Origin of the sequence: Pseudomonas sp. HLMP, from assembly GCF_046365545.1 — a bacterium.
GTDB classification, from domain to species: domain Bacteria; phylum Pseudomonadota; class Gammaproteobacteria; order Pseudomonadales; family Pseudomonadaceae; genus Aquipseudomonas; species Aquipseudomonas guariconensis_B.
In genome coordinates this window covers 1024145-1039612 of record NZ_JBDLLR010000001.1, presented here as the reverse complement: position 1 = coordinate 1039612, position 15468 = coordinate 1024145, and the positions used below count along the sequence as shown (strand labels likewise).

General features: G+C 65.2%; 16 protein-coding genes. 9 read left to right on the top strand and 7 right to left on the bottom strand.

What is annotated here, in order from left to right; all coding sequences use genetic code 11:
* Positions 1-16: 16 nt before the first annotated feature.
* The gene (gene pyrE, locus ABFA30_RS05000) at positions 17-658 is read right to left on the bottom strand and encodes an orotate phosphoribosyltransferase (protein ID WP_170033799.1); all 642 of its coding nucleotides are present in this window, start codon (positions 656-658) and stop codon (positions 17-19) included.
* An 80-nt stretch (positions 659-738) separates the two neighbouring features.
* Between pyrE and ABFA30_RS04995 the strand changes: the two genes are divergently transcribed.
* Positions 739-1518: an exodeoxyribonuclease III gene (locus tag ABFA30_RS04995; protein ID WP_368816528.1), complete on the top strand. Its 780-nt coding sequence runs from the start codon at positions 739-741 to the stop codon at positions 1516-1518.
* Positions 1519-1664: 146 nt separating this feature from the next.
* Here the strand turns inward: ABFA30_RS04995 and ABFA30_RS04990 are convergent, their stop codons facing one another.
* A complete protein-coding gene (locus ABFA30_RS04990; protein ID WP_253080391.1) occupies positions 1665-2033 on the bottom strand; it encodes a DUF4870 domain-containing protein in 369 nt (122 codons plus the stop codon).
* A 25-nt stretch (positions 2034-2058) separates the two neighbouring features.
* Positions 2059-2781: a ribonuclease PH gene (rph, locus tag ABFA30_RS04985; protein WP_225786761.1), complete on the bottom strand. Its 723-nt coding sequence runs from the start codon at positions 2779-2781 to the stop codon at positions 2059-2061.
* 227 nt (positions 2782-3008) lie between these two features.
* Between rph and ABFA30_RS04980 the strand changes: the two genes are divergently transcribed.
* Together ABFA30_RS04980 and gmk are read left to right on the top strand one after the other, a co-directional pair.
* Positions 3009-3872, top strand: coding sequence for a YicC/YloC family endoribonuclease (locus tag ABFA30_RS04980; RefSeq protein WP_225786762.1), 864 nt, complete (start codon positions 3009-3011; stop codon positions 3870-3872).
* 12 nt (positions 3873-3884) lie between these two features.
* Positions 3885-4505, top strand: coding sequence for a guanylate kinase (gmk, locus tag ABFA30_RS04975; protein WP_225786763.1), 621 nt, complete (start codon positions 3885-3887; stop codon positions 4503-4505).
* 65 nt (positions 4506-4570) lie between these two features.
* Here gmk and ABFA30_RS04970 read toward each other — a convergent pair whose 3' ends face one another.
* From ABFA30_RS04970 to ABFA30_RS04960, 3 genes are all read right to left on the bottom strand, one after another.
* Positions 4571-6115 carry an APC family permease gene (locus tag ABFA30_RS04970; RefSeq protein WP_225786764.1) on the bottom strand — a complete coding sequence of 515 codons (1545 nt, stop codon included), beginning with the start codon at positions 6113-6115 and terminating at the stop codon, positions 4571-4573.
* Positions 6116-6227: 112 nt separating this feature from the next.
* Entirely contained in the window at positions 6228-7001 is a 774-nt protein-coding gene (locus ABFA30_RS04965) for a gamma-glutamyl-gamma-aminobutyrate hydrolase family protein (protein WP_225786765.1), read from the bottom strand.
* 4 nt (positions 7002-7005) lie between these two features.
* A complete protein-coding gene (locus ABFA30_RS04960; RefSeq protein ID WP_225786766.1) occupies positions 7006-8388 on the bottom strand; it encodes a glutamine synthetase family protein in 1383 nt (460 codons plus the stop codon).
* 207 nt (positions 8389-8595) lie between these two features.
* Here ABFA30_RS04960 and ABFA30_RS04955 point away from each other — a divergent pair, with 207 nt between their 5' ends.
* From ABFA30_RS04955 to ABFA30_RS04935, 5 genes are all read left to right on the top strand, one after another.
* Positions 8596-9471, top strand: a complete 876-nt coding sequence (locus ABFA30_RS04955; RefSeq protein ID WP_225786767.1) for a LysR family transcriptional regulator — start codon at positions 8596-8598, stop codon at positions 9469-9471.
* Between the two features lie 229 nt (positions 9472-9700).
* Positions 9701-9964: a DNA-directed RNA polymerase subunit omega gene (gene rpoZ / locus ABFA30_RS04950; protein ID WP_225786768.1), complete on the top strand. Its 264-nt coding sequence runs from the start codon at positions 9701-9703 to the stop codon at positions 9962-9964.
* A 59-nt stretch (positions 9965-10023) separates the two neighbouring features.
* On the top strand, positions 10024-12132 hold the full coding sequence (spoT, locus tag ABFA30_RS04945) for a bifunctional GTP diphosphokinase/guanosine-3',5'-bis pyrophosphate 3'-pyrophosphohydrolase (RefSeq protein ID WP_225786769.1): 2109 nt from the start codon (positions 10024-10026) through the stop codon (positions 12130-12132).
* A 23-nt stretch (positions 12133-12155) separates the two neighbouring features.
* The gene (locus ABFA30_RS04940; protein WP_043209898.1) at positions 12156-12536 is read left to right on the top strand and encodes a RidA family protein; all 381 of its coding nucleotides are present in this window, start codon (positions 12156-12158) and stop codon (positions 12534-12536) included.
* Between the two features lie 53 nt (positions 12537-12589).
* A complete protein-coding gene (locus tag ABFA30_RS04935) occupies positions 12590-13321 on the top strand; it encodes a hypothetical protein (protein WP_253090660.1) in 732 nt (243 codons plus the stop codon).
* A gap of 81 nt (positions 13322-13402) precedes the next feature.
* On the opposite strand, the gene ABFA30_RS04930 is transcribed toward ABFA30_RS04935, so the two are convergent.
* Positions 13403-14260 (bottom strand): NAD-dependent epimerase/dehydratase family protein, encoded by an 858-nt coding sequence (locus ABFA30_RS04930; RefSeq protein ID WP_410045196.1) that lies wholly within the window; start codon positions 14258-14260, stop codon positions 13403-13405.
* A 192-nt stretch (positions 14261-14452) separates the two neighbouring features.
* Here ABFA30_RS04930 and exbB point away from each other — a divergent pair, with 192 nt between their 5' ends.
* Positions 14453-15466 (top strand): tonB-system energizer ExbB, encoded by a 1014-nt coding sequence (exbB, locus tag ABFA30_RS04925; protein WP_410045195.1) that lies wholly within the window; start codon positions 14453-14455, stop codon positions 15464-15466.
* The last annotated feature ends 2 nt before the right edge of the window (positions 15467-15468 follow it).

The window sequence follows — 15468 nt, the reverse complement described above, 5'->3', positions numbered from 1 at the left end:
ATTACCTGTGTCAGGATCAGATCCCGTACTGCGCCCGATAGGCCTCCACAGCCGGCAGATGCTGCTTGAGCTGCGGATCGTCCGCCAGGAATTCCAGCACCTGGGTCAGCGAGACGATGCTCACCACCGGGATGCCGAAATCGCGCTCTACTTCCTGGATAGCCGACAGCTCGCCGTTGCCACGCTCCTCGCGGTTCAGCGCGATCAGCACGCCCGCGGCCTTGGCCTGCTGGGCATTGATGATCTGCATGACCTCGCGGATGGCGGTACCGGCAGTGATCACGTCGTCGATGATCAGCACCTCACCGGCCAGCGGCGCGCCGACCAGGCTGCCGCCTTCGCCGTGGTCCTTGGCTTCCTTGCGGTTGAAGCACCAGGGCACGTCGAGCTGGTGTTGCTCGGCCAGGGCCACCGCGGTGGCCGCCGCCAGAGGAATGCCCTTGTAGGCCGGGCCGAACAGCACGTCGAAGGGGATCTTGCTGTCGACGATGGCCGCCGCGTAGCAACGCCCCAGCTGGGCCAGGGCCGAACCGCTGTTGAACAGGCCGGCATTGAAGAAGTACGGGCTGGTACGCCCCGATTTCAGGGTGAACTCACCGAAGCGCAGAACCCCGCGATCGATGGCAAAACGAATGAAGTCGCGCTGATACGGCTGCATGAAGAGTCCCGGACACCACGGATTTAGCTAAATGGGTTGAGCTCGGGTATCATACACGCACGAGATTTTTGGGGCCATTTATGCGGATCATCAGTGTGAACGTGAATGGCATTCAGGCTGCGGCCGAGCGTGGATTGCTCAGCTGGCTGCAAGCCCAGAATGCCGACGTCATCTGCCTTCAGGATACCCGCGCCTCGGCCTTTGAACTCGACGACCCAGCTTTCCAGCTCGATGGCTATTTCCTTTACGCCTGCGACGCGGAAGTGCCTGCCCAGGGTGGCGTGGCACTGTATTCGCGGATGCAGCCCAAGGCAGTCATCACCGGCCTGGGCTTCGAGACAGCCGACCGCTACGGGCGTTACCTGCAGGCCGATTTCGACAAGGTAAGCATCGCCAGCCTGCTGCTACCTTCGGGAATGAACGGCGACGAAGACTTGAACCAGAAGTTCAAGTTGATGGACGACTTCGCCAAGTACCTGGACAAGCAGCGGCGCAAGCGTCGCGAATACATCTATTGCGGCTCGCTCTACGTGGCGCAGCAGAAGCTCGACATCAAGAACTGGCGCGACAGCCAGCAGTCGCCGGGCTTCCTGCCACCGGAGCGCGCGTGGATGGATGCGATCATCGGCGACATGGGCTATGTCGATGCCCTGCGCGAAGTCAGTCGCGAAGGCGACCAGTACAGCTGGTGGCCCGACAACGAGCAGGCCGAGATGCTCAACCTGGGCTACCGGTTCGACTACCAGATCCTGACCCCGGGCCTGCGCCGCTTCGTGCGCAATGCGCGCCTGCCGCGTCAGCCACGCTTCTCCCAGCATGCGCCGCTGATCGTGGACTATGACTGGACGCTGACCATCTAAAGGTGGGGCCAGGTCCTTCGCGGGCAAGTCCACCCCACAAGTGCACCGCTGATTTTTCGAACAGCGACGTACCTGTGGGGGCGGACTTGCCCGCGAAGAGGACAGCACAAATGAAAAAGCCGACCTCGAGGTCGGCTTTTTCATTTCTATTTCAGCGGCCGCCAGATCAGCGGATAACGATACGGCTGCCCCTCGTTGGCCTTGACCCCGGCAAGAATGATCAGGATCAGCACCGCCACCACGAGGATGGCGAACAGCACGATCCCCACCAGAACGAACATCAGCAGGAAGCAGATGACCCCGGCGATGGTCACGCTGATCTGGAAGTTCAGCGCCTCCTTGCCCTGGGCATCGATGAACGGGTCCAGCTCACGCTTCCAGATCCACAGCACCAGCGGGCCCAGCAGGTGCCCGAGGGGCACCACCAGGCCGAGCAGCGCCGCAAGGTGACAGAACATCGCCCATTGCCGGATCTCGGCATTGGGCGGGGTGATCGGCAGGTTCGGATCGCTCATGTGCCTCCCCTCCTTGGCGTGGTGGTCAGTCGGCCAGCGAGGCCTGCTGCAGTTCGAAGATCTCGTTCATGCCCTTTTGCGCCAGGGCCAGCATGGCGTTGAAGTCTTCAGGCTGGAAGGGCGCGCCTTCAGCGGTGCCCTGCACCTCGATGAAGCCGCCCGCGCTGGTCATGACCACGTTCAGGTCGGTCTCGGCGGCGGAATCTTCCAGGTAGTCCAGGTCGAGCACCGCCTCGCCCTGGTACATGCCCACCGACACGGCGGCGATCATGTGCTTGAGCGGGTCGCCGCCCTTCAGGCCACCGCGCTTCTTGATCACGCGCAGGGCATCGACCAGGGCGACCATGGCGCCAGTGATCGAGGCGGTACGGGTGCCACCGTCGGCCTGGATCACGTCGCAGTCGACGTACAGGGTGACGTCGCCAAGCTTGCTCATGTCCAGCGCGGCGCGCAGGGAGCGGCCGATCAGGCGCTGGATCTCCAGGGTGCGGCCACCCTGCTTGCCGCGGCTGGCCTCGCGCTGGTTACGCTCGCCGGTGGAGCGCGGCAGCATGCCGTACTCGGCGGTCAGCCAACCTTGGCCCTGGCCTTTGAGGAAGCGGGGCACACCATTCTCGACGCTGACCGTGCAGACGACCTTGGTGTCGCCGAACTCGACCAGTACCGATCCCTCGGCGTGCTTGGTGTAGTTGCGGGTGATGCGGATCGAGCGGAGCTGATCGGCGGCGCGACCACTTGGACGTTTCATCTGGGATACCTGTACCGGGACATTTGAATCTGCCGAGCATTATAGAGCCCGCCGCCCCGGGAAGACATGCCTATTGTCGCGCCCCTGGCAGCCTGTCGACTTTTCCTGGTGACCGGCAAGCCCTTCTGTAGCATGGGCGGATTGGGCGGCCGCGCCGCACTGCGCTACAATCCTGCGCCTTGCAGCCGAAAGGCTTCCCCGTTCCCCATCTTTGCGAGGTACTCCCCATGGTGCATAGCATGACCGCTTTTGCTCGTGTCGAGCGCGCCGGCAGCCAAGGCACCCTGGTCTGGGAGCTGCGCTCGATCAACCACCGCTACCTGGAACCCCACCTGCGCCTACCCGAGGCCCTGCGTGACCTGGAAGGCGCCGTGCGCGAAGGCCTGCGCCAGGGTCTGTCACGCGGCAAGGTGGAATGCACCCTGCGCTTGAACGAAGACAGCACCGGCAAGCCGTTGCAGGTCGATCGCGAGCGCGCCGCGCAACTGGTCGCCGCCGCCGAGAGCGTCGCCGCGCTGATCAAGCAGCCGGCGCCGCTCAATCCGCTGGAGGTCCTGGCCTGGCCGGGCGTGCTGGTCGCCGACGCCAGCGATCCCCAGGCCCTCAATGCCGAGGCCATGGCGCTGTTCGACGAAGCCCTCGAGCAGCTCAAGGCCGGCCGCCAGCGCGAAGGCCAGGAACTGGCCCGGCTGATCAACGAGCGCCTGGACGGCATGGCCAGCGAGGTCACCACCCTGCGCGCCCTGGTGCCGCAAATGCTGGCCGCCCAGCGGCAGAAGATCCTCGACCGCTTCAGCGACCTGCAGGCCGAGCTCGAGCCGCAGCGCCTGGAGCAGGAGATGGTCCTGCTGGCGCAGAAAAGCGATGTCGCCGAGGAACTGGATCGCCTGAACACCCATATCACCGAAGTGCGACGGGTGCTCAAGTCCGGCGGCGCCGCCGGCCGGCGCCTGGACTTCCTGATGCAGGAACTCAACCGCGAGGCCAACACCCTGGGCTCCAAGGCCTTCGACCCACGCAGCACCCAAGCGGCGGTCAACCTCAAGGTGCTGATCGAACAGATGCGTGAACAAGTACAGAACATCGAGTAAGGCCACCCCACCATGAATCACAGCAGCGGTACCCTCTACATCGTCTCGGCGCCGTCCGGCGCCGGCAAGACCAGCCTGGTCACGGCGCTGACCCAGGCCGACCCACAGATCCGCGTCTCGGTCTCCCACACCACCCGCGCCATGCGCCCGGGCGAGCAGCACGGGGTGAACTACCACTTCGTCGCCCACGAGGAGTTCAAGGTACTGATCGACAAGGGTGACTTCCTCGAGCACGCCGAGGTCTTCGGCAACTTCTACGGCACCTCGCGCAGCGCGTTGCAGCAGACCCTGGACCAGGGTTTCGACCTGATCCTCGAGATCGACTGGCAGGGCGCCCAGCAAGTGCGCGAGCTGATGCCGGAGGCCTTGTCGGTGTTCATCCTGCCGCCCAGCCAGGAGGCGCTGCGCCATCGCCTGGACAACCGTGGCCAGGACAGCGAGGCGATCATCGCCGGGCGCATGAAGGAAGCGGTCAGCGAGATGGTGCACTACGACGAGTACGACTACGTCATCATCAACGATGACTTCGACGTTGCGCTGGAGGACCTGAAGGCGGTGTTCCGCGCGAACCGCCTGCAGCTTCAGAAGCAGCAACAGCGCCACGGGGCGCTGCTCAAGCAACTGATCGGTTGACCTTCTGATCGGGGCCTCTGCGAGGCCCTTGTGTCGCGAAAAGGGGCGCAAAGCGCCCCCAAACGTTATTCCTGCAGTTGCAAGGTGGCCTGCTGGCGCAAGGTCGCGCCGAGGAAGTACGCCGGTGCACGCCAGCGTGACAGCACCATCAGGACGATACCCAGCGCCGAAATGATCGCGGCGATCACGAATACCAGCCCCAGGCCGCCCACGTGCGAGCCACTGCCGAAGTCCGGCGAGGCACTGTCGATCGCGGTGCGCACGAAGATCACCGAGAGAATGACACCCCCGAGCAGCGGGCACAGGCCACGCATGAAGAAGTGGCGCAGGCTGTCGAACAGGCTGTGGCGGAAGTACCAGACGCAGGCGAACGCCGTCAGCGAATAGTAGAAGCAGATCATCATGCCCAGGGCGGTGATGGTATCGGCCAGCACGTTCTCGCTGAGGGTGCGCATGGTCACGTAGAACAGGCCTGCCGCGACGCCGGCGCAGATGGTGGCGTAGCGTGGCGTTTGCGAGCGTGGGCAGACGCTGGCGAAGCGCTGCGGCACGGCGCCGTAGTAACCCATGGCGAGCAGGGTGCGCGCCGGCGATACGAAGGTCGATTGCAGCGAAGCCGCGGTGCTCGCCAACACGGCGATGGACATCAGGATCGCCAGCGGCCCCATGACCGGACCGGCCAGGTGGGCGAAGACGTTCTCCTGGATACGCGGGTTGCCAAGGCCCAGGCCGACGTCGCTGATCCCGGCGAATTGCAGGGTAGCGATGGAAGTCAGCAGGTACAGGCCGAGGATCAGCAGCACGGTCCAGGTAGCGGCCTTGCCCGGTACCTCATCGCTGCCCACCGACTCCTCGCTGACCGTCAGGCACACGTCCCAACCCCAGAAGATGAAGATCGACAGGGACAGGCCCGCGGCAAAGGCGGAGAACGACTCGACGCCGAACGGGTTGAACCAGGCGAAATCGAACGCCAACGGTGGCGGCGCGGTGGTCTCGCCGAAAGCGGCGAAGGCAAAACCGATCAGCACCAGCAACTGCAGGGCGACCAACCCGTACTGCACGGTCATGGTGGTGCCCATGCCGCGACAACAGATCCACACCGCCAGGCCGATGAACACGCAACAGGTGGTGATGTTGACCAATAGGTTGTCGGCCAGCGCGGCCAGTGCAGAGTTGCCAGTGATCTGTCCGAGGAACAGGTAGAAGAAGTCGACGGCGACACCCGCCAGGTTGGACAGCACGATGGTGGTGGCGACCACCAGCCCCCAGCCGCCGATCCAGCCGATCATCGGGCCGAAGGCGCGGGCCGACCAGGTGAAGGACGTGCCGCTGTCCGGCTCGGCCGCATTCAGCTCGCGATAGCCGAGGGCGACCAGCAGCATGGGCAGGAAGCCGACGATGAACACCGCCGGAAGGTGGGCGCCGACTTCGCGCACGGTCGGGCCGAGCGCGCCGGTCAGGGTATAGACCGGGGCGATGGTGGAAATGCCCAGCACCACGCTGGCCAGCAGGCCCAGGCGGCCCTTGGCCAGGCCTTTGCTGGCGCGCTGAGTGTTGCCCGCGTCGGTCGCCCCATCGGGTGGGCGGCCGGCTTCTGTGTATTCGCTCATGAGTATGTGCCGTTGCTCTTGGTATTGTTTTCACAGGCCTTGCGAACAAGGCCCGCTTTCACTCATTGAAAGCTGCAGCAGGAAGCGGGTCATCCAAGACCTTCGGTTAACGTCAGAATGCGTTCTGGCGCGAAACCTCCCGTGCAGCATGGGCAATGCAGGCCTCGCGAAACGCCTGGAACAGGCGCAGGGAGACCGGGTTTTCGGCGAAACGCCATTCCGGGTGCCATTGCACGCCGAGCACGAAGCCCGGCGCGTCGCTCATGGACACCGCTTCGATCAGGCCATCCGGGGCCCGTGCCTCGACACGCAGCCCAGGGGCCAGACGGTCGATGCCCTGGCTGTGCAGCGAGTTGACCTCGAACTGCGCCGCCAGGCCCAAGCGCTCGAACACCCCACCCGGCTCGATGCCGACGGGGTGACGAGGGCTGTATTGCACCTCCAGGGGGGCGTCCACAGGTTCGCGGTGGTCCAGGTAGCCGGGCAGCTCATGCACCCGTTGGTGCAAGGTGCCACCGAGGGCCACGTTCAGTTCCTGGAAACCACGGCAGATGCAGAACACCGGCACGCCGGCAGCGATCGCCGCCTGCAGCAACGGCAGGGTCAGGCGGTCACGCGCGGGGTCGTGGCGGGTCCCTTCCACGCTGGGCGCGCCATTGTAATGATGCGGCTCGACATTAGAAGGCGAACCGGTAAAAAGAATGCCATCGAGGTGGGCCAGCAGTGCACCGGGGTCGCTGGCCACGTCACGGGCCGGAAGGATCAGCGGGATCCCGGCGAAACCGGCCGCCTCGACATACTTGTCGCCCACCGTGTGCGACGAGTTCTTCCCCACCTGCTGGCGGCAGGCGCTGACACCGATCAGAGGAACCGCATTTGCGCTCATGGGCTTACACCGTGTGCAGGTACCAGTTGTACTCGAGGTCGGAGATCGACACTTCGAACTCGGCCAGCTCGCTTTCCTTGCAGGCGACGAAGATATCGATGTAGTCCGGGCTGATGTATTGGTTGAGGATCTCGCTGTCGTCCAGCGCGCGCAGGGCGTCGCGCAGGTTGTTCGGCAGGCTCTGCTCCAGTTGCTCGTACGAGTTGCCTTCGATCGGCGCGCCCGGTTCGAGCGTGTGGGTCAGGCCGTGGTGGATGCCAGCCAGGATCGCCGCCAGCATCAGGTACGGGTTGGCGTCGGCGCCGGCCACGCGGTGCTCGATGCGCACGTTCTCACTGCTGTCGGTCGGTACACGAACGGCCACGGTACGGTTGTCCAAGCCCCAGCTCGGCGCATTCGGCACATAGAACTGCGCACCGAAGCGGCGGTAGGAGTTGACGTTCGGGCAGAGGAAGGCCATCGAGGCCGGCATGGTCTCCAGCACGCCGGCGACGGCATGGCGCAGCGGTGCGCTCTCGAGCGGATCATCGCTGGCGAAGAGGTTCTTGCCGGTCTTCTTGTCGAGCAGCGAGATGTGCACGTGCAAGCCGTTGCCTGCCTGGCCCGGGTAGGGCTTGGCCATGAAGGTGGTATCCATCTCATGGTCGTAGGCGATGTTCTTGATCAGGCGCTTGAGCAGGATCGCGTAGTCGCACGCCTTGAGTGGGTCGGCGACGTGGTGCAGGTTGACCTCGAACTGCGCCGGGGCGCTTTCCTTGACGATGGCGTCGGCCGGGATGCCCTGCTCCTTGGCGGCTTCGAGCATGTCCTGGAGGCAGTCGGCGTATTCGTCGAGGTCGTCGATCAGGTAGACCTGGGTCGACTGCGGGCGCTTGCCGGAGATCGGCGAGCGAGGCGGCTGCGGACGGCCGTTGAGGTTGTCCTGGTCGATCAGGTAGAACTCCAGCTCGAACGCCGCGCAGATGTCCAGGCCCAGGTCATCGAACCGGCTCACCACCTGGCGCAGCACCTCGCGCGGGTCGGCGAAGAACGGTGCGCCGTCCAGTTCGTGCATGGTCATCAGCAACTGGGCGGTGGGGCGCTTCTGCCAGGGCTCGTCGGCCAGGGTGCCGGGGATCGGGTAGCAGATGCGGTCGGCATCGCCGATGTCCAGGCCGAGGCCTGTGCTCTCGACGGTGGAACCATTGATGTCCAGGGCGAAGAGGGAGGCCGGCAGGTTGATGCCTTTCTCGTACACCTTGTGCAGGCTGGCCCGCTCGATGCGCTTGCCACGTACCACGCCGTTCATGTCGGAGATCAGCAGGTCGACGAACTGCGTATCCGGGTGAGCCTCTAGGAATTCATTCATCTCGCTGGAAGAGCTGGCGCACGGGGTGACCGACGTCATGGCTGTACATCCTTTGGTTCGGGGCGGCGATGTGGAGGGATACGGCTGGCGCCTCGCGGGCGGCGATGGTTGCTGCTGTTGTTCTTTTCACTTTCCCATCGTGGGGATCGGGTGCCGACCGGGTGCATTGATTCCCGGGGGCCGTTCCACTATAAAATGGCCTCAACGCAACAGACATTGGCATTTCGGCAAGCAGAGCGTGCACCAATGCAATATCAGATCACCCATGCCGACCTCTCCCTGGTCCTGGCCCTGGAGCGCGGTCGGTCGCTGGCCAAGGCCGCCGAACTGCTCAAGGTCGACGTCTCGACCGTGTTCCGCTCGATCCGTCGCCTGGAGTCGGCGCTGGGCACCGCCCTGTTCGTCAAGAGCCGCAAGGGCTACCTGCCGACCGACACCGCCCAGGCCCTGGCCGAACAGGCCGAGCGCGCCGAGCAGGCGCTGGACGCCGCACGCATCGCCCTGACCAGCGGCGAGCAGGTGGTCAGCGGCACGGTACGCCTGACCTGCACCGAGGCCGTGCTGCACAGCCTGTTGCTACCGGCGCTGGCGACCTTCATGCCGAACTACCCGGCGCTGTCCCTGGAGCTGGGTACCTCGAACACCTTCGCCAACCTCAGCCGGCGCGATGCGGACATCGCCCTGCGCCTGACCAATACGCCGCCGGAGCACCTGGTGGGGCGTTGCCTGGGCTCGACCTCCTATGTGCTGTGCGGCCACCCGCACTTTCGCGAACGCCTGGCCGAATCGCCGGCCAGCGTGCCGTGGATCGGCCCGGACGACGCCATGCAGGACCACCCCACGGTGGTCTGGCGCAACCAGCAGTACCCGGGGTTGATCCCGCGCTACCAGTGCAGCGGCATGTCGACCATCGCCCAACTGGTCAGTACCGGCATGGGCGTGGCCGCCCTGGCCGATTACATGGTGCATGCCATGCCCGGCGTCGAGGCGCTGAGCGGCCCCCTGCCCGGCTGCGACACCCAACTGTGGCTGCTGACCCGTCCCGACTGCCGTGCCCTGCGCTCGGTGCAGACCCTGTTCGAAGAACTCACCCCACGCCTGCGCGACGCCATGCTGCGCTGATGCGTCAAGGACGGTTGTAACAGGTCGCAGGGAACCGTTATCGTCAGGCATCGGTCCAGGTTTTACCTTGCAGCCCCTCCCGGGCGTGCCCGCGAAGAGCCGGACACAAGGCCGCCGGCCCCGCACCCGACAAAACAGCGCTTCCCTATTGGCTGGTGATTTTTTAAACTATCGAGTCCGCCCGCCCATTCTGGGCTGCACGCTTACCGCATTCGCTACGAGGAAGACCATGGCCCGCGTAACCGTTGAAGATTGTCTAGAACACGTGGATAACCGCTTTGAGCTGGTCATGCTCTCGACCAAGCGCGCCCGTCAGCTGGCCACCGGCGGCAAGGAGCCGAAGGTCGCCTGGGAAAACGACAAGCCGACCGTAGTCGCCCTGCGCGAGATCGCCGAAGGCATCGTCACCCCTGAGTTCATCGCCGCCGAAGAGATCGTCACCGAGGATCCGGTCTTCGCCGCGTTCGAGGACGAGAACAACGAGGCTGTCTGATCCATGCCCGGTCGACGTCGCGCGGCACCAGGCCCTCTTCCTCGGCAGGAGGTGAACCCATGCCGGGTATAGAAGCCCTCGCCGAACGGCTGTCGACCTACCTCGGCCATGACCAGGTCAACCTGGTCCGCCGGGCCTATTTCTATGCCGAGCAGGCACACGATGGCCAGCGCCGCCGCAGCGGCGAGCCCTACGTGACCCACCCGCTGGCGGTAGCCAGCATTCTCGCCGACATGCACATGGACCATCAGAGCCTGATGGCCGCCATGCTGCACGACGTGATCGAAGACACCGGCATCGCCAAGGAAGCCCTCAGCCAGCAGTTCGGCGAAACCGTCGCCGAGCTGGTCGATGGGGTCAGCAAGCTGACCCAGATGAACTTCGAGACCAAGGCCGAGGCCCAGGCGGAGAACTTCCAGAAGATGGCCATGGCCATGGCCCGCGACATCCGCGTGATCCTGGTCAAGCTGGCCGACCGCCTGCACAACATGCGCACCCTGGAAGTACTGTCCGGCGAGAAACGCCGGCGCATCGCCAAGGAAACCCTGGAGATCTACGCCCCCATCGCCAACCGCCTGGGGATGCACAACGTGCGCGTGGAGTTCGAGGACCTGGGCTTCAAGGCCATGCACCCGATGCGCTCGTCGCTGATCCACCGGGCGGTCAAGAGCGCCCGTGGCAACCGCAAGGAGATCGTCGCCAAGATCGAGCACTCCCTGGCCAACTGCCTGGCCGCGGACGGTATCGAGGGCGAGGTCAGCGGCCGGCAGAAGCACCTCTATGGCATCTACAAGAAGATGCGTGGCAAACGCCGCGCCTTCAACGAGATCATGGACGTGTACGCCTTCCGCATCATCGTCGACAAGGTCGATACCTGCTACCGCGTGCTCGGCGCCGTGCACAACCTGTACAAGCCGCTGCCCGGGCGCTTCAAGGACTACATCGCGATCCCCAAGGCCAACGGCTACCAGTCGCTGCACACCACGCTGTTCGGCATGCACGGCGTGCCCATCGAGATCCAGATCCGCACCCGCGAGATGGAAGAGATGGCCAACAACGGCATCGCCGCGCACTGGCTGTACAAGTCCAACGAGGACGAACAGCCCAAGGGCAACCATGCCCGCGCCCGCCAGTGGGTCAAGGGCATCCTGGAGCTGCAGCAACGCGCCGGCAACTCCCTGGAATTCATCGAGAGCGTGAAGATCGACCTGTTCCCCGACGAGGTCTACGTCTTCACGCCCAAGGGACGGATCATGGAGCTGCCCAAGGGCTCCACCGCCGTCGACTTCGCCTACGCGGTCCACACCGACGTCGGCAACAGCTGTATCGCCTGCCGCATCAACCGCCGCCTGGCGCCGCTGTCGGAGCCGCTGCAAAGCGGTTCGACCGTGGAGATCGTCAGCGCCCCGGGGGCCCGGCCGAACCCGGCCTGGCTCAACTTCGTGGTGACCGGCAAGGCGCGCACGCACATCCGCCATGCGCTCAAGCAGCAACGCCGCTCCGAGTCCATCAGCCTGGGCGAGCGCCTGCTGAACAAGGTCTTGACCGGTTTCGACAGCAGCCTCGACAAGATCCCGCAGGAACGTATCCAGGCGATCCTCACCGAGTACCGCCTGGAGCTGGTCGAAGACCTGCTGGAAGACATCGGCCTGGGCAACCGCATGGCCTACGTGGTCGCCCGTCGCCTGCTGTCCGCCGAGGGCGAGCAGCTGCCGGCACCGGAGGGCCCGCTGGCCATCCGTGGCACCGAGGGCCTGGTGCTCAGCTACGCCAAGTGCTGCACGCCGATCCCCGGCGACCCGATCGTCGGCCACCTGTCGGCGGGCAAGGGCATGGTCGTGCACCTGGAGAACTGCCGCAACATCAGTGAAATCCGCCACAATCCGGAGAAATGCCTGCAACTCTCCTGGGCCAAGGACGTCACCGGCGAGTTCAATGTCGAGCTGCGCGTCGAACTGGAACACCAGCGTGGCCTGATCGCCCTGCTGGCCAGCAGCGTCAATGCCGCCGACGGCAACATCGAGAAAATCAGCATGGACGAACGCGACGGCCGTATCAGCGTGGTCCAGTTGGTGGTCAGCGTGCGCGACCGCGTGCACCTGGCCCGCGTGATCAAGAAACTGCGTACCCTGACCGGCGTGGTCCGCATCACCCGCATGCGTACGTAGTCCGTCAACAGCAAGGAGTCAACATGACCAAGACCGTCATCAACAGCGACAAGGCCCCCGCCGCCATCGGCACCTACTCCCAGGCGATCAAGGCCGGCAACACCGTGTACATGTCCGGCCAGATCCCGCTGGACCCGAAGACCATGGAACTGGTCGAAGGCTTCGAAGCCCAGACCGTCCAGGTCTTCGAGAACCTCAAGGCCGTGGCCGAGGCCGCTGGCGGTTCGTTCAAGGACATCGTCAAGCTGAACATCTTCCTCACCGACCTGAGCCACTTCGCCAAGGTCAACGAGATCATGGGCCGCTACTTCGAGCAGCCCTACCCGGCCCGCGCCGCCATCGGCGTCGCCGCGCTGCCGAAAGGCTCCCAGGTCGAGATGGACGCCATCCTGGTCATCGAGTGACGCCCCTGGTGACGGGCGTCCAGCCCGTCACCTCTGCCCCAAGGTTTCCCATCATGCGCCATGCCCTGCCCCTTGCACTGGCAGCCCTGCTCTTGGGCGGCTGTGCCAGTCACAAGCCCGAAGACTACAACGGCACCTGGATCAACCAGGCGGCCATCGATGCCGCCGCCGAAGGCGGCAGTTTGCGCCAGGCCCTGTCCGAACAAGGCCCGGTATTCGAATGGAAGATCGACGTCGCCAACCAGCAGGCCAGCTTCAGCAACGGCTTCGAGGCGGCCGACGGGCGCCTGAGCGCCAGCGACAAGGACTGGCTGGTCACCTTCAACGGTGACGAGAACGGACAGCTCAAGCTCGACGGCAGCAAGCTGCAGGCCACCGACCAGGCCGGCAAGCGGCAGACGTTCGTGCGCGCCAAGCCTGCCGCGCCCGCCAATGCCCCGCTGGGCAGCAGCTTCGAGAAGGCACTGTACAAGGCGTACCTGGGCGGCGACTGGAAGATCGTCGAAGGCCCGGGCAAAGGCGCCTTGGTACGCTTCACCGACAACGGCAACGTCACCGGCCTGCCCGGCCCGGACCGCTATGCGCTGTGCCTGGCTGGCGCCTGCGCGGCCATGGGCGGCGACAACGACAGCCTGTGGCTGGAGCGTAACCAGCGTGGTGCGCCGTGGATCTTCAAGCGCGACGACGACACCCTGGAGATCTTCCAGGCGCTCAACCGCGCCCAGCCGAACGAAATGCCGCAACTGGTACCCGGCGCCCGCCAGTGGGTGCTGGAGCGCGACTGACCCGGCCCGGGATTGCGGCGGTCGTACCGCCGCATTCGTGGGCAAGCCAATACAGGGTCCGAAGCGGCCCCAGCATCTGGCTCACCCCCGCCCTTCGAGGATCGCCGCATACCCTTCCCTGTAGCTCGGATACTGCGGCGCCCACCCCAGCGCCCGGGCCCTGGCATTGCGGCAACGCTTGCTGCCCGTGCGCCGTACCCGCTGCTCCTCGGACCATTCGGTGACGCCCATGTGCTGGCGCAACCAGGCGACCACCTCGGCCAGCGGCGCCGGATCGTCATCGACACCGATGTAGCAATCCTCCAGCGCGACCCCATCGGCGTCGGCCTGCAGCAGGAAATCCAGCAAGCTCGCCGCATCCTCGGCATGAATGCGATTGCCGTACAGCGGCGGCTCCTCGGCCACGCGATAACCCTGGCGCACCTGGCTGAGCAACCATTCACGCCCCGGCCCGTAGATACCGGTCAAGCGCACCACACTGGCAGGGATGCCACTTTCCAGCGCCAGCCGCTCCGCCTCGAGCATGACACGCCCCGAATACCCCTGGGGCGCGGTGGCGGCGGTTTCGTCGATCCATTCGCCATCCTTCTGCGCATAGACGCTGCTGCTGGAGACGAACAGCAGCCGGCGCGGCCGCTGCCCCTTCTGCACCAACCACCCGAGCACATGGCGCAAACCCTCGACATAGGCAGCCTGGTACCCCGCCTCGTCATGCTGGCTGGCCGCCACGCAATACACCAAGTAATCCGGCGTGCGCTGCGGCCAGGCATCGGGAATACGGCCATCGGCCAGGTCGGCGGGAACCGGGTGAACGCCTTGCGGCAACTCGCCCACCGAGCGCCTCAGGCCCTCGACATGCCAGCCACGAGCGAGCAACCGGCGCGCCAGGCGCCCGCCCACATCCCCGCAACCTACGATCAATGCAGAACGACCTGACATTGCTAGACTCCTCCTTCCAAAGGCTCAGGCTAACGGGATTACACGATCAACGGTTATACAAAGGTGAAAAAAAGCAACGGCATTACTTCTGCTAACAAGAATTACTTGCAATAATGGCGCCCCTATCTGTTCTCGGCCCACCTCGAGGCTGTGGAGAACGTCACTCTTTTTTCTTCATCAGGTCCGGCCAGCATGACTCGTACTCAACCTTCCGCTTCGCCAACCACGCCGCGTGCATGGCGCGCCATCGCCGCGCTGATGTTCAGCCTGGTGCTGGCCCCGGTCGCCATGGCCGAAGAGCCTGTCGCACCGGCTGCCAATGTACCGGCCGCCACCGCCCCGGCTGACTCGGTCGCACCGGCTGACTCGGTCGCACCGGCAGGCGAGGCGCAGGCACCTGTTGCGCCTGCCGCCAACGCTGACACCGCTGCCCCGGCCCCTGCGGACGCCCAGGCGCCAGCCGGCGAGAACGTCGAGGCACTGGTCGAGGACACCACCCTGGGCATGGCCCATGACCTGTCGCCCTGGGGCATGTACAAGAACGCCGACGTGGTCGTCAAAGCCGTGATGATCGGCCTGACCATCGCCTCGATCATCACCTGGACCATCTGGATCGCCAAAGGCTTCGAGCTGATGGGCGCCAAGCGTCGCCTGCGTGGCGAGGTCGAGGTCCTGAAGAAGGTCGCCAGCCTCAAGGAAGCCAGTGAAGCCTCGACCAAGGAGGGCACCCTGGCCCACACCCTGGTCCACGAAGCCCTCGAGGAAATGCGCCTGTCGGCCAACACCCGCGAGAAGGAAGGCATCAAGGAGCGCGTCAGCTTCCGCCTGGAGCGCCTGGTCGCCGCCAGCGGTCGCAACATGAGCAGCGGCACCGGCGTGCTCGCCACCATCGGCTCGACCGCACCGTTCGTCGGCCTGTTCGGCACTGTGTGGGGCATCATGAACAGCTTCATCGGCATCGCCAAGACCCAGACCACCAACCTGGCGGTCGTCGCCCCGGGTATCGCCGAGGCCCTGCTGGCCACCGCGCTGGGCCTGGTCGCGGCGATCCCGGCCGTGGTCATCTACAACGTCTTCGCCCGCTCCATCACCGGCTACAAGGCCCAGGTCTCCGACGCCTCGGCGCAGGTCCTGCTGCTGGTCAGCCGTGACCTGGACCATCAGGGCAGCGAGCGCGCCGCCCCGCACATGGTGAAAGTGGGGTAAGC